Raw genomic sequence first — 13,542 nt, forward strand, 5'->3', positions numbered from 1 at the left:
ATCGACCCCTTGACGCGCGATGGCGGCTGACCTACTTTGTTGATCAATCTATTGGTTGATCAAATAGGAGGTTGATTATTGGCGAGTGATGGAAACGCCGAGGTCCGGCTCGATCGGGCCTTCACGGCGCTCGCAGATCCCGTTCGCCGCGCGATGGTCGCGCGGCTGTCGCGAGGGCCTGCGACGGTCAACGAGCTGGCCGCGCCGTTTTCCATCACCAAGCAGGCGGTGTCCAAGCACATCCAGGTGCTCGAGCACGCGGGTCTGGTCACCCGGTCCAGAGACGCCCAGCGTCGACCGGTTCATCTCGAGGCAGCTGCCCTCGAGGAGCTGACCTCGTGGATCGACCGCTACCGACTGGACGCCGAACGCAACTACCGCCGGCTGGACGCGCTGCTCGCGCAGCTTCCGCCGGAGACCGACATGAAAGGGAAGGCACGATGACAAACGCACTCGACCTGGTGGCACCGGTGGACACCCTGGCCATGGAGTTCACCCGGGACTTCGACGCGCCCGTGGCCGCGCTGTTCCGTGCCCACGCCGAACCGGAGCTGGTGAAGCGCTGGCTCGGTCCGCACGGTCTGGAGATGAACATCACGGAGTGGGACTTCAGAAGCCACGGCGGCTACCGCTACTCCCACGCAGACGAAAACGGCGAGTACGCCTTCAACGGCACGTTTCACACCGTGCGCGCGAACGAATTCATCTTGCAGACCTTCGAATTCGACGGCGCGCCCGACATGGTCAACATCGAGTACCTGTGGTTCGAGGACCTCGGCGGCGGGCGTTCCCGGCTGCGCGGTCGCTCGATCTGCCCCAACGTCGAAGCCCGCGACGCGTTGCTGTCATCCGGCATGGAGGGTGGCATGACCGACGGATACGAGAAACTCGACCGGTTGCTGGCAGACCTCTGACGTACAAAGTGATCCCGGCCGGTCGGGGCTCCAGCCGGGATCACGTGGGGGTGCTCGGTGACGTCAGCGGGGAATGCCGGAACGTCGACCGCCGCCGACGCCGCTGCTACGGCGACCCATGAGTGCGGCCACCAGCGCCACACCGATCACGGCGACGACGACCTGGACGAACAGTTCGAGCCAGTCCACGCCGCTGGTTGCCGTGGGGATGCCGAGTGCTCCGGCCAGTGCGGTGCCGATCAGCGCCGAGACGATACCGACCGCGATCGTCAGCAGGATGCCGATCTTCTGCTTGCCCGGGAGCACCAGTCGGGCGAGAGCACCGACAACTGCGCCGATCAAGATTGCGGTGATGATGCCGGTGACGGTCATGTTCTCCTCCGAGGGTTCGATTGCGGCAGAAGTACCCTCGCCGGATCGGCGATAAACGCGCGCGTCAATCAGTGGATCGGCTCGTAGGCTGAAACCGATGAAAACCGAAGTGCTCGACATCGACACCACCGACCGCCGCATCGTCGATCTGACCGCCGCGGTGCAGACGTTCTGCGCATCCCAGGACCAGGGCTCCGGCGGATTGTGCAACGTGTTCGTCCCGCACGCGACAGCGGGCCTGGCGATCATCGAGACGGGCGCCGGCTCCGACGACGATCTCATCGACGCGCTGCATCGGCTGCTGCCCCGTGACGACCGGTATCGGCATGCACACGGGTCCCCGGGGCACGGCGCCGACCACGTGCTCCCCGGCCTGGTGTCTCCGTCGGTGACGGTGCCGGTGGCCGACGGAGAGCCGTTGCTGGGCACCTGGCAGAGCATCGTGCTGGTGGATCTGAACTCCGACAACCCGCGTCGCTCAGTGCGGCTGAGCTTCGTCAAGGCTGCTTCCTGAAGGCGTAGCCGGGGCGACCGGTACTGTGGGGCGTCGAGTATTCGCAGGTGACGGCCAATCAGCTGGTCGGCTCCACTGACTAGGACTGAGGACAGCAGCACGTGCAGACACACGAGATCAGGAAGCGGTTCCTTGATCATTTCGTGAAGGCGGGCCATACCGAAGTGCCCAGCGCTTCGGTGATCCTCGACGATCCCAACCTGTTGTTCGTCAATGCCGGCATGGTCCAGTTCGTCCCGTTTTTCCTCGGCCAGCGCACGCCGCCGTGGGACCGTGCGACCAGCGTGCAGAAGTGCATCCGCACCCCGGACATCGACGAGGTGGGCATCACCACCCGGCACAACACCTTCTTCCAGATGGCGGGCAACTTCTCGTTCGGCGACTACTTCAAGGCCGGCGCCATCGAGTTGGCGTGGACGTTGTTGACCAACCCGGTGGATCAGGGTGGCTACGGCTTCGACCCCGAACGGCTCTGGGCGACCGTCTATCTGGACGATGACGAGGCGGCTGCGCTGTGGCAGGACATCGCCGGGTTGCCGCCGGCCCGGATCCAGCGCCGGGGGATGGCCGACAACTACTGGTCGATGGGGATCCCCGGACCGTGCGGTCCGTCGTCGGAGATCTACTACGACCGCGGGCCTGAGTACGGAATCGAGGGTGGTCCGGAGGCCAACGAGGACCGCTACATCGAGATCTGGAACCTCGTGTTCATGCAGAACGAACGGGGCGAGGGCACCTCCAAGGACAACTTCGAGATCCTCGGCCCGCTGCCGCGCAAGAACATCGACACCGGGATGGGCATCGAGCGGGTTGCCTGTCTGCTCCAGGGTGTGGACAACGTCTACGAGACCGATCTGCTCCGCCCGGCCATCGATCTGATGGCTGACCGCGCGCCCCGGGGATACAGCCAGGGCAACCACGGTGACGACGTGCGCTACCGGATCATCGCCGACCACAGCCGCACCGCCGCGATCATCATCAGCGACGGCGTCAGCCCCGGCAACGAGGGCCGTGGTTACGTGCTGCGCCGGTTGTTGCGGCGCATCATCCGCGCCGCGAAACTCCTCGGTGTCGACGATCCCGTGATGGCCGACCTGATGACGGTGGTACGCGACGCGATGGGTCCGGCGTATCCGGAACTGGTCAGCGACTTCGACCGCGTCCAGCGCATCGCAGTGGCCGAGGAAACCGCCTTCAACCGCACGCTGGCCTCGGGCTCGCGGCTGTTCGACGACGCCGCGCGGGCCACGAAGGCTTCGGGTACCGACGTGCTGTCGGGCACCGACGCGTTCACCCTGCACGACACCTACGGCTTCCCGATCGAACTGACCCTGGAGATGGCGGCCGAGGCCGATCTGCGGGTCGACGAGGAGGGCTTCCGCGGCCTGATGGCCGAGCAACGCCGCCGGGCCAAGGCAGACGCCGCAGCGCGCAAGCAGGCGCACGCCGATTTGTCGGCCTACCGCGACCTGGTTGACGCCGGCCCCACGCAGTTCACCGGCTTCGACGAATTATCCACCGAAGCAAGGATTCTCGGGATATTCGTCGATGGCAAGCGGGTGCCGGTGGTGGCGCACGAGCCAGGCACCTCGGAGTCGCGGGTCGAGTTCGTTCTCGATCGCACGCCGTTCTACGCCGAATCGGGCGGCCAGATCGCCGATGAGGGCAGCATCGGCGGGACCGGCGCCTCGGAGACGGCGCGCGCAGCCGTCACCGACGTCCAGAAGATCGCCAAAACGCTGTGGGCGCATCGCGTCACCGTTGAGTCCGGCGAGTTCGTCGAGGGTGACACCATCGTTGCCGCCGTTGATCCCCGCTGGCGTCATGGGGCGACCCAAGGGCACTCCGGGACGCACATGGTGCACGCTGCCCTGCGACAGGTGCTGGGCCCCAACGCCGTCCAGGCCGGCTCCTTGAATCGTCCCGGCTATCTGCGTTTCGACTTCAACTGGCAGGGTGCGCTGACCGAACAGCAGCGCACCCAGATAGAAGAGGTCACCAACGAGGCCGTCGAGGCCGACTTCGAGGTGCACAGCTTCATCACCGATCTGGAGCGGGCCAAGGCAATGGGTGCGATGGCACTGTTCGGTGAGGCCTATCCCGACGAGGTCCGGGTCGTCGAGATCGGCGGGCCGTTCTCGTTGGAACTGTGCGGCGGAACCCATGTCCGCAACTCCGCGCAGATCGGGCCGGTCACGATCCTCGGCGAGTCGTCGGTCGGGTCCGGTGTCCGGCGCGTCGAGGCCTACGTCGGTCTCGATTCGTTCCGCCATCTGGCCAAGGAGCGCGCGCTGATGGCGGGTCTGGCGTCGACGTTGAAGGTGCCCTCGGACGAGGTGCCTGGTCGGGTCGCCAACCTGGTGGAGCGGTTGCGCGCCGCGGAGAAGGAACTCGACCGGCTGCGGATGGCCAACGCGCGCGCCGCGGCGGCGAATGCGGCCGCCGGCGCCGAGGAGATCGGTAAGGTCCGGGTCGTGGCGCAGCGGATGGCCGGCGGGATGTCGGCGGGTGACCTGCGTTCACTCGTCGGTGACGTCCGCGGCAAGCTCGGAAGCGGTCCGGCGGTGGTTGCGCTGCTGGCTGAGGGTGACGACGACGCCGTGCCGTACGTGGTGGCGGTCAATCCCGCGGCGCAGGATCTCGGACTACGGGCCGACGACCTCGTCAAACAGCTGGGTGCAGCGGTCAACGGACGCGGCGGGGGCAAAGCAGATCTCGCGCAGGGATCCGGTAAGGGGGCAGCGGGTATCGACGCGGCCCTGGCGGCGGTACGTGCAGAGATCGCCCGGAGATAGCCTGGTGGATCACCCCGACGACCCCGAACACCAGGACCGTCTGCCGGACCGGCCGGGGGACCCGAACTCGTCCCCGGATCCGGGGCGCGGCCGGCGCATCGGTATCGACGTCGGCAGCGTCCGCATCGGGGTGGCGGTCAGCGACCCCGACGCCATCCTGGCGACCCCGGTGGAGACGATCGCCCGGGACCGTCGCTCAGGCAAGCACCTGCGACGGCTGAGACGGCTGGTCGACGACCATCAGGCGGTGGAGGTGGTCGTGGGTCTGCCGCGCACGCTGGCCGACCGTGCCGGCTCGTCGGCACGAGACGCCGTCGAGCTCGCTGATCGGCTGGCCGACCAGATCTCGCCGGTTCCGGTGCGGCTGGCCGACGAGCGCTTCACCACGGTGACTGCGCAACGCTCGTTGCGGGAGGCCGGGGTGCGCGCCAAGGGGCAACGATCGATGATCGATCAGGTTGCGGCGGTGGGGATTCTGCAGAACTGGTTGGACCAGCGGCGGGCGGCGCTGACCGCACACGGAGAGGTCGGGGATGGTTGACGATTGGCCAAGCGAACGTGCCGAGCCCGTCGCGGTGGGCCCGCCGCGGCGTCGGCGCACCCGCCGGGACCGCATGCAGGAAGCCCGGACGCTGCGCAGACGGCGGGTCGGTGCGGCGGCGGCGCTGGTGATGCTCGTGGTGGTGGTGGTCGTCGCGGTGTTCCTCGGATCCAGGATGTGGAACTCGCTGTTCGGCGGCTCGAGCGGCGACTACGCCGGTGACGGCGTCAACGACGTGGTGATCCAGGTGAACGAGGGTGACTCGACCACCGCGATCGGCAACACGTTGCAGGAGCAGAACGTCGTGGCGACGTCCGAGGCGTTTGTCAGCGCGGCGTCGGGCAATGACGCCATCTCGGCCATCCAGCCGGGTTTCTACAAGGTCCGCACCGAGATCCCGGCGGCCAGTGCCGTCGACCGCCTCGCCGATCCGGCGAACCGGGTCGGCAGGCTGGTCATCCCGGAAGGCCGCCAGCTCGACGACATCCGCGACGTCGGGACCGACGCGGTCACCGACGGCATTCTCACCTTGATCTCCGATGCCTCGTGCGTGGATCTCGACGGTGACCGAACCTGCGTATCGGCCGACGACCTGCGGAACGTCGCCGGTACCGCGGCACCGTCCGCGCTTGCGGTGCCCGGATGGGCGATGAGCACGGTCGACGCCCTGGGTTCCGATCACCGGCGGCTCGAGGGGCTGATCGCTCCCGGCACCTGGAACATCGACCCGTCGGCCGAGCCGCAGGACATCATGGCCACGCTGATCGCCGCCAGCGCGGGGCAGTACGAACAGAGCGGGTTGCTCGATACCGCGGCCACGCTGAACATCTCGCCGTACGAGGTGCTCACGGTCGCGTCGCTGGTGCAGCGCGAGGCCCTGCCGCAGGACTTCTCAAAGGTGGCCCGGGTGATCTACAACCGGCTTGCCGAACAGCGCACGTTGGAGTTCGACTCGACGGTGAACTACCCGCTGGACCGCGTCGAGGTGGCGACCACCGACGGGGACCGCGGACGTGCGACCCCGTGGAACACCTATGTCCGGCCGGGACTTCCGATCACCCCGATCTGCTCACCGGGTCTGCCCGCCCTCGTTGCCGCCGAGCAGCCCGAACCGGGGGACTGGTTGTACTTCGTGACGGTCGACATGCAGGGCACGACGTTGTTCACCCGCGAGTACGAGCAGCATCTGGCCAACATCGAAGTGGCGATCAGCAACGGCGTCCTCGACTCGGCGCGATGAGCAGACAGCGGCGATGAGCGCTTGCGCGATGAGCAGACAGGACCAGTGAGCGCACGGCGGGCTGCCGTGCTCGGTTCCCCGATTGCGCATTCGCGTTCCCCGTTGCTGCATCTGGCGGCGTACCGGGCGCTGGGCCTGGACGGCTGGACCTACGACCGCATCGAGTGCACCGGTGAGCAACTGCCCGGCGTGGTGGGCGGATTCGGTCCGGAATGGGTCGGGGTGTCGGTGACGATGCCGGGCAAGTTCGCCGCGCTGCGGTTCGCCGACGACGCCACCGCCCGCGCGAGGATGGTCGGGTCGGCCAACACCCTGGTGCGCGCACCGGCGGGCTGGCACGCCGACAACACCGACGTCGACGGGGTGGTGGGCGCGCTGGCCGGCGTGCCCTCGTCCGACCGCGCGATGGTGGTGGGTTCCGGCGGCACCGCACCCGCGGTGATCGTCGGCCTCGTCGAGCTCGGCGCGCGACACATCACGGTGGCCGCACGCAACGCCGGGAAGGCGGCCCCGCTGGTCGAACTCGCGATCCGCTGCGGCGTTCGGGCGCACTGGTGTGATGTCGGCGACGCGCAGTTGGCGGACATCGTCGCCGGCGTGGACGTCGTGGTGAACACCGTCCCGGCCGACGCGGCGGCGCACTATGCCGCGGCGCTGTCGCGGACCCCGGTGTTGCTCGACGCGATCTACGACCCGTGGCCGACCCCGCTGGCCGTGGCGGTCCGGGCGGCCGGCGGCCAGGTGATCAGCGGACTGCAGATGCTGCTGCATCAGGCGTTCACCCAGGTTGAGCAATTCACCGGGCTACCCGCGCCCAAGGAGGCGATGCGGGCTGCGCTCGATGCCGCGACCTGAGCCTTTTGGTGCATCTGACCGTCCGGCGGCGGTCCTAGCCTGGACAGGTGGGGCAGGCCTTGAAGGCGCTCGCTGTCGCCGGTGTGGCGGGCTGGTTGGTGGCGCTGAGTTGTTTCGACGTCCGGCAGCGCAGACTTCCCAATGCGCTCACACTGCCCGGCGCGGCGACGATTCTCGTCGCGGCCTCGCTCGCCGGTCACGGTGTGGACGCTGCTGCAGGGGCGGCGGCGATGTTCGCCGTCTACGCCGCGGTGCATCTGGTGGCGCCACAGGCGATGGGTGCTGGCGACGTGAAGCTCTCGATCGGGCTCGGCGCCCTCACCGGGTCGTTCGGTGTCGACGTGTGGCTGGTGGCCGCCCTCGGGGCGTCCGTTCTGACCGTTCTGCTGGGGGTGGCCGCGCTGGTCCGCGGTGACCGCTCGCCGCTGCCGCACGGGCCGTCGATGTGTGTAGCTGCGGGGGCGGCGGTGACCCTCGCCCTGCTGTAGCCCTCGCGCAGTTTCGGGACGGTGACGCCGCCGTGCGAAAATGGGACGCGTGTTGCGATGGACTACAGCAGGCGAATCCCACGGCCGCGCGTTGGTGGCCATGGTCGAGGGCATGGTCGCCGGCGTTTCGGTGACCTCGCAGGACATTGCCGCACAGTTGGCGCGGCGCCGGCTGGGCTACGGTCGCGGCGCGCGGATGAAGTTCGAGCAGGACCAGATCACCCTGCTCGCCGGGCTGCGTCACGGCCTCACCCTCGGCGGGCCGATCGCCATCGAGATCGGCAACACCGAATGGCCGAAGTGGGAGACGGTGATGGCGCCCGATCCCGTCGACCCCGCCGTGCTGGCCGACAGCGCCGCCCGCAACGCGCCGTTGACCAGGCCACGCCCCGGACACGCCGACTACGCGGGCATGCTCAAGTACGGCTTCGACGACGCCCGTCCGGTGCTGGAACGTGCCAGCGCCCGCGAGACCGCCGCCCGGGTGGCTGCGGGTACCGTCGCCCGCGCGTTCCTCAAGCAGGCCCTCGGCGTCGAGGTGCTCTCACACGTCATCTCCATCGGTGCGTCCCAGCCCTACGACGGTGCGCCGCCGCAGGCAGCCGACCTGGCTGCGATCGACGACAGCCCGGTGCGCGCGTTCGACGAAACCAGCGAGGCATCGATGATCGCCGAGATCGAGGCCGCGAAAAAAGACGGCGACACCCTCGGCGGCGTGGTCGAGGTGGTGGTCCACGGCTTGCCCGTCGGACTGGGTTCGTTCACCAGCGGCGACAACCGCCTCGACAGTCAGTTGGCAGGCGCGGTCATGGGCATCCAGGCGATCAAGGGCGTCGAGATCGGCGACGGCTTCGAGACCGCGCGTCGGCGCGGCAGCGTCGCCCACGACGAGATGTACCCCGGCGCGGACGGCGTGATGCGGTCGACCAACCGCGCCGGCGGCCTCGAGGGCGGCATGACCAACGGCCAGCCCGTGCGGGTGCGTGCGGCGATGAAGCCGATCTCCACCGTGCCCCGCGCGCTGGCCACCGTCGACATGGCGACCGGCGACGAAGCGGTCGCCATCCACCAGCGCTCGGACGTGTGTGCGGTACCGGCGGCCGGCGTCGTCGTCGAGACGATGGTCGCCCTGGTGCTGGCTCGCGCCGCGCTGGAGAAGTTCGGCGGTGACTCGCTGGCGGAGACGCGCGCCAACATCGAGACCTACCTGCGGGCGTTGGCCGATCGCGAACCGACAGTGGCCGTGCGGGCATCGGGCTGATGGCCCCCAAAGTGGTTCTGATCGGGCTTCCCGGGTCGGGTAAGTCCACCATCGGCCGTCGTCTGGCCAAGACGTTGGACGTCGCGTTGCTCGACACCGATGCGGCGATCGAGGAGACCACCGGGCGCACCATCGCCGACATCTTCGGTACCGACGGGGAGGCGGAGTTCCGCCGCATCGAAGAGCGTGTCATCCGCGAGGCCCTGGCCACCCATGACGGCGTGCTGTCGCTGGGCGGCGGCGCCGTGACCACCGCGGGCGTCCGCGAAGCACTGTCCGGGCACACCGTGATCTATCTGGAGATCAGTGCCGCGGAGGGGGTGCGCCGCACCGGGGGGACCACCGTGCGGCCGTTGTTGGCCGGCCCGGATCGCAGCGAGAAGTTCAAAGCGCTGATGGCAGAACGTGTTCCGCTCTACCGGCAGGTGGCCACGTTGCGGGTGAACACCAACCACCGGAACCCGGGTGCGGTGGTGCGCTTCATCGTCGCCAAACTGGACAACCCGGACTCTCCCAAGCCCAAACCCGATCGTCGTCGCCGGCGTCCGTCATGGCGGCGCGCGCCGCTGTCGTTGAGCACGCCGCCGTCGACGGAGGCACCGCCGAGTCCCGCGGCTGTCGCTGCCAGAAAGGCCGGCGGCTCCTCCTGTTCCAGAAAGGACGTTGAGTGACTGAGCCGGTGACGGACCCCGTGATTGTTCACGTACGTACAGATCCGCCGTATCCGGTTCTCATCGGGACGGGTCTTCTCGGCGACCTCGCGCGGATCCTCGACGGCCGGCACAAGGTGGCGATCCTGCATCAGCCGGTGCTGGCGCAGACCGCCGAGGTAATCCGGGAGCACTTGTCGGACAAGGGGATCGATGCACACCGGATCGAGATCCCCGACGCCGAGGCCGGCAAGGAGTTGCCGGTGCTCGGGTTCATCTGGGAAGTGCTCGGACGGATCGGTGTCGGCCGCAAGGACGCCATCGTCAGCCTGGGCGGCGGGGCAGCCACCGACGTCGCCGGTTTCGCCGCGGCGACGTGGCTGCGCGGCATCGACGTCGTGCACATCCCGACCACCCTGCTCGGCATGGTCGACGCCGCGGTGGGAGGCAAGACCGGGATCAACACCGACGCGGGCAAGAACCTGGTGGGCGCCTTCCACCAGCCGGCGGCGGTTCTCATCGACCTGGCCACACTGGAAACGCTGCCACGCAACGAGATCGTGGCCGGGATGGCGGAGATCGTGAAGGCCGGTTTCATCGCCGACCCGACGATCCTCGACCTCATCGAGGCGGACCCGGAGCTCGCCGTCGATCCCAACGGCGCGGTGCTGCCGGAGTTGATCAGACGCGCGGTGGCGGTCAAGGCGGAGGTGGTCGCGGCCGACGAGAAGGAATCGCAACTGCGCGAGATCCTCAACTACGGGCACACCCTGGCCCATGCCATCGAGCGCCGCGAGCGTTACCAGTGGCGGCATGGCGCCGCGGTATCGGTGGGTCTGGTGTTCGCCGCTGAACTGGGCCGGCTGGCCGGGCGGCTCGACGACGCGACCGCCGAGCGGCACCGCGCCATTCTCGGCTCGCTCGGGCTGCCGGTCTCCTACGACGCCGACGCGCTTCCGCAGCTGTTGGAGGCGATGGTCGGCGACAAGAAGACCCGTGCCGGGGTGCTGCGCTTTGTGGTGCTCGACGGCCTGGCCAAGCCGGGGCGGCTGGAAGGCCCCGATCCCTCGTTGCTGGCCGCCGCCTACGCCGAGGTCGCCCGGACTTAGTCGCGCTTGTCGACGGGCCGGGTCTCGTCGTCGGCGACGGCGACCGGCGACGTCTGCTGATCGGCCTCGGTCGCGGTGGACTGGGGCCGGTAGTCGGCGTCGGCGCGGTCGTCGCGCACGGCGGCGAACACATCGGTGTCGGCGCGGTCATCGTCGCTCTCCCGGCGTCGCCCCTGCTGCGGAGCTTTGCGGTCGACCAGCCAGTGGCCGAGTGCGACGCCGATGATGGCGCAGATGAACACCAGCAGCGCCGTGAACGCCGCAAAGGTCGTCACCTCGTTGATCAGGCCCTCGACGTACAGGTTCTGGTAGAACACGCCGATGAACCAGGCCACCGCACCGCTGACCACACCCGCGAACAGCCCGGCCAGCAGCCACGTCATCGCGAGGTCTGGGCGCCGGTCGGGATCGGGATTGGCACGGGCATCGGAACGCCCGTCGGCATAGCCCCATATCAGCGCGACTACGGCGAACAGGACGACCAGCGTCAGGCTGATCAATCCCGCCTTGGTCTCCCACGCGTTGATCATCGCTCCCTGGAGTAACCGAACGATCACCATCAGGGCGGCGAACACCAGTCCGCGCAGCAACCACTTACTCATGAGGCATCACCTTAGCGAGTAGCGTCACCGCCTGTGACTATTTCTCAGCGCCGCGACCGGTTGCGTCAGCGTCTGGCGGCTGCGGAACTGGACGCCCTTCTGGTGTCGAACCTGGTCAACGTCCGATATCTGTCGGGATTCACCGGTTCGAACGCCGCCCTGCTGATCCTCGCCGAGGACGAAACGCCGGTACTGGCCACCGATGGGCGCTACCGCACCCAGGCTGCTCAGCAGGCACCCGATGCCGAAGTGGTCATCGAGCGGGCGTGTGGTCCGCATCTGGTCGGCCGGGCGGCCGAGTCGGGCACGGTGCGCACGGTGGGCTTCGAAAGCCACGTGGTGACCGTCGACGGGTTCACAGCACTGACCCGCGCGGCCGGCGAGCGCTGTGAGCTGGTCAGCGCCGCGGGGATGGTGGAGAGTCTGCGCGAAGTCAAGGACGCCGGCGAGATCGCGTTGCTCCGGTTGGCGTGCGAGGCGGCGGACGCGGCGCTGAAGGACCTGGTGGAGCAGGGTGGCCTGCGTCCGGGACGCACCGAGAAGGATGTCCGGCGCGATCTGGAGGCGTTGATGCTCGACCACGGCGCCGACGGCGCGTCGTTCGAGACGATCGTCGCGACCGGGCCGAACTCGGCGATCCCGCATCACCGCCCGACCGACGCCGTGCTGGCAGCCGGCGACTTCGTCAAGATCGACTTCGGCGCGCTGGTGTGCGGTTACCACTCGGACATGACGCGTACGTTCGTGCTTTCTCCCATCGCCCAGTGGCAACACGACATCTACGACCTGGTCCTCGCCGCGCAGCGGGCCGGGCGGGAGGCGCTGGCCCCCGGGGTTGCGCTCAGCGCCGTCGACGCGGCATCACGGTCGGTCATCAGTGATGCCGGGTACGCCGAGAACTTCGGGCACGGCCTCGGCCACGGAGTCGGGCTGCAGATCCACGAAGCGCCGGGAATCAACGCCTCGGCCGCCGGTACACTGCTTGCTGGCTCCGCCGTGACCGTGGAGCCAGGTGTCTATCTGCCCGACCGTGGCGGTGTCCGAATCGAGGACACGTTGGTCGTGGGCAGTGACTCCCATAAGACCCCCGCCTTGCTGACCCGGTTCCCCAAGGAACTGGCGATCCTCTGATAGCTAGGAGAACAACCCACCGTGGCATCGACCGCAGACTTCAAGAACGGGCTCGTCCTGCAGATCGACGGCCAGCTCTGGCAGATCGTCGAGTTCCAGCACGTGAAGCCGGGCAAGGGCCCGGCCTTCGTGCGGACCAAGCTGAAGAACGTGATCTCGGGCAAGGTCGTCGACAAGACCTACAACGCCGGGGTGAAGGTGGAGACGGCCACGGTGGACCGCCGGGACGCGACCTACCTGTACCGCGACGGCTCTGACTTCGTGTTCATGGACAGTGAGGACTTCGAGCAGCATTCACTGTCCGAGTCGCTCGTCGGCCGGGCCGCCGGGTTCCTGCTGGAGAGCATGCCGGTGCAGATCGCTTTCCACGACGGTGTGGCGCTGTACCTCGAGCTGCCGGTGACGGTCGAGGTCTCGGTCGCCTCCACCGAGCCGGGCCTGCAGGGCGACCGGTCCAGTGCCGGCACCAAGCCGGCAACTCTGGAGACCGGCGCCGAAATCCAGGTCCCGCTGTTCGTCAACACCGGTGACAAGCTCAAAGTGGATACGCGGGACGGTAATTATCTGGGAAGGGTCAATGCCTGACCGGAAGGGCGACCGGGGCCGGCACCAGGCCCGTAAACGCGCCGTAGACCTGCTGTTCGAGGCCGAAGCACGTGGGATCACCCCCGCGGAGGTCGCCGAGTCGCGAAATGCGTTGGCGCTGAGTCAGTCCGACGAAGTTTCGCCGCTCAACCCGTACACGGTGACGGTAGCGCGCGGTGTGACCGAACACATGGCGCACGTCGACGACCTAATTTCGGCGCACCTTCAGGGCTGGTCCCTGGAACGACTGCCTGCGGTTGATCGAGCGATTCTGCGCGTCGCGGTGTGGGAGTTGCTGCACGCCGAGGACGTCCCCGAACCGGTGGCGGTCGACGAGGCCGTCGAGCTGGCCAAGCAACTGTCCACCGATGACTCACCCGGTTTCGTCAACGGCCTGCTCGGGCAGGTCATGCTGGTGACGCCGCAGATTCGAGCCGCCGCCGCCGCGGTGCAGGGCGGCCGAGAAGGCAGTCTCGGGTCCTGAG

16 protein-coding genes are annotated in these 13,542 nt (G+C 68.3%); 14 read left to right on the plus strand and 2 right to left on the minus strand.

Going from position 1 to position 13,542, the window contains the following annotated elements:
• Positions 1-78: 78 nt before the first annotated feature.
• Both G6N53_RS16775 and G6N53_RS16780 read left to right on the plus strand, forming a co-directional pair.
• Entirely contained in the window at positions 79-444 is a 366-nt protein-coding gene (locus tag G6N53_RS16775) for an ArsR/SmtB family transcription factor (RefSeq protein WP_163890234.1), read from the plus strand.
• The gene (locus tag G6N53_RS16780) at positions 441-914 is read left to right on the plus strand and encodes an SRPBCC family protein (RefSeq protein ID WP_163890236.1); all 474 of its coding nucleotides are present in this window, start codon (positions 441-443) and stop codon (positions 912-914) included. Before G6N53_RS16775 ends, G6N53_RS16780 begins: the two co-directional genes overlap by 4 nt.
• A gap of 63 nt (positions 915-977) precedes the next feature.
• Here G6N53_RS16780 and G6N53_RS16785 read toward each other — a convergent pair whose 3' ends face one another.
• Entirely contained in the window at positions 978-1,286 is a 309-nt protein-coding gene (locus G6N53_RS16785) for a GlsB/YeaQ/YmgE family stress response membrane protein (protein WP_163890238.1), read from the minus strand.
• A gap of 97 nt (positions 1,287-1,383) precedes the next feature.
• On the opposite strand from G6N53_RS16785, the gene G6N53_RS16790 reads away from it, so the two are divergent.
• The 9 genes from G6N53_RS16790 (at position 1,384) to aroB (ending at position 10,739) form a co-directional block, all read left to right on the plus strand.
• On the plus strand, positions 1,384-1,800 hold the full coding sequence (locus tag G6N53_RS16790) for a secondary thiamine-phosphate synthase enzyme YjbQ (protein ID WP_163890240.1): 417 nt from the start codon (positions 1,384-1,386) through the stop codon (positions 1,798-1,800).
• A gap of 101 nt (positions 1,801-1,901) precedes the next feature.
• Positions 1,902-4,595: an alanine--tRNA ligase gene (gene alaS, locus G6N53_RS16795; protein ID WP_163890242.1), complete on the plus strand. Its 2,694-nt coding sequence runs from the start codon at positions 1,902-1,904 to the stop codon at positions 4,593-4,595.
• Positions 4,596-4,599: 4 nt separating this feature from the next.
• On the plus strand, positions 4,600-5,136 hold the full coding sequence (ruvX, locus tag G6N53_RS16800) for a Holliday junction resolvase RuvX (RefSeq protein ID WP_163890244.1): 537 nt from the start codon (positions 4,600-4,602) through the stop codon (positions 5,134-5,136).
• A complete protein-coding gene (locus G6N53_RS16805; RefSeq protein WP_163890246.1) occupies positions 5,129-6,376 on the plus strand; it encodes an endolytic transglycosylase MltG in 1,248 nt (415 codons plus the stop codon). The genes ruvX and G6N53_RS16805 overlap by 8 nt, the downstream gene beginning before the upstream one ends.
• Before the next feature lie 45 nt (positions 6,377-6,421).
• Positions 6,422-7,231, plus strand: a complete 810-nt coding sequence (locus tag G6N53_RS16810) for a shikimate dehydrogenase (RefSeq protein WP_205390398.1) — start codon at positions 6,422-6,424, stop codon at positions 7,229-7,231.
• Positions 7,232-7,278: 47 nt separating this feature from the next.
• Complete coding sequence (locus G6N53_RS16815; protein ID WP_237166545.1) at positions 7,279-7,719, plus strand: prepilin peptidase; 441 nt, start codon at positions 7,279-7,281, stop codon at positions 7,717-7,719.
• Between the two features lie 49 nt (positions 7,720-7,768).
• Positions 7,769-8,980 (plus strand): chorismate synthase, encoded by a 1,212-nt coding sequence (gene aroC, locus G6N53_RS16820; RefSeq protein ID WP_163890248.1) that lies wholly within the window; start codon positions 7,769-7,771, stop codon positions 8,978-8,980.
• Entirely contained in the window at positions 8,980-9,651 is a 672-nt protein-coding gene (locus tag G6N53_RS16825) for a shikimate kinase (RefSeq protein WP_163890249.1), read from the plus strand. Before aroC ends, G6N53_RS16825 begins: the two co-directional genes overlap by 1 nt.
• 8 nt (positions 9,652-9,659) lie before the next feature.
• The gene (gene aroB, locus G6N53_RS16830) at positions 9,660-10,739 is read left to right on the plus strand and encodes a 3-dehydroquinate synthase (protein WP_163895980.1); all 1,080 of its coding nucleotides are present in this window, start codon (positions 9,660-9,662) and stop codon (positions 10,737-10,739) included.
• Here the strand turns inward: aroB and G6N53_RS16835 are convergent.
• Positions 10,736-11,341: a B-4DMT family transporter gene (locus G6N53_RS16835; protein ID WP_163890250.1), complete on the minus strand. Its 606-nt coding sequence runs from the start codon at positions 11,339-11,341 to the stop codon at positions 10,736-10,738. The genes aroB and G6N53_RS16835 overlap by 4 nt on opposite strands.
• A gap of 33 nt (positions 11,342-11,374) precedes the next feature.
• On the opposite strand from G6N53_RS16835, the gene G6N53_RS16840 reads away from it, so the two are divergent.
• The 3 genes from G6N53_RS16840 to nusB are packed head-to-tail and all read left to right on the plus strand — an operon-like array spanning position 11,375 to position 13,541.
• Positions 11,375-12,472, plus strand: coding sequence for an aminopeptidase P family protein (locus G6N53_RS16840; protein WP_163890251.1), 1,098 nt, complete (start codon positions 11,375-11,377; stop codon positions 12,470-12,472).
• A 21-nt stretch (positions 12,473-12,493) separates the two neighbouring features.
• Positions 12,494-13,057 carry an elongation factor P gene (gene efp / locus G6N53_RS16845; protein WP_163890252.1) on the plus strand — a complete coding sequence of 188 codons (564 nt, stop codon included), beginning with the start codon at positions 12,494-12,496 and terminating at the stop codon, positions 13,055-13,057.
• Entirely contained in the window at positions 13,050-13,541 is a 492-nt protein-coding gene (gene nusB, locus G6N53_RS16850; RefSeq protein WP_163890253.1) for a transcription antitermination factor NusB, read from the plus strand. The genes efp and nusB overlap by 8 nt, the downstream gene beginning before the upstream one ends.
• Position 13,542 lies beyond the last annotated feature (1 nt).

The organism is Mycolicibacterium hippocampi (assembly GCF_010723735.1).
In the GTDB taxonomy this organism is placed as follows: Bacteria; Actinomycetota; Actinomycetes; order Mycobacteriales; family Mycobacteriaceae; genus Mycobacterium; species Mycobacterium hippocampi.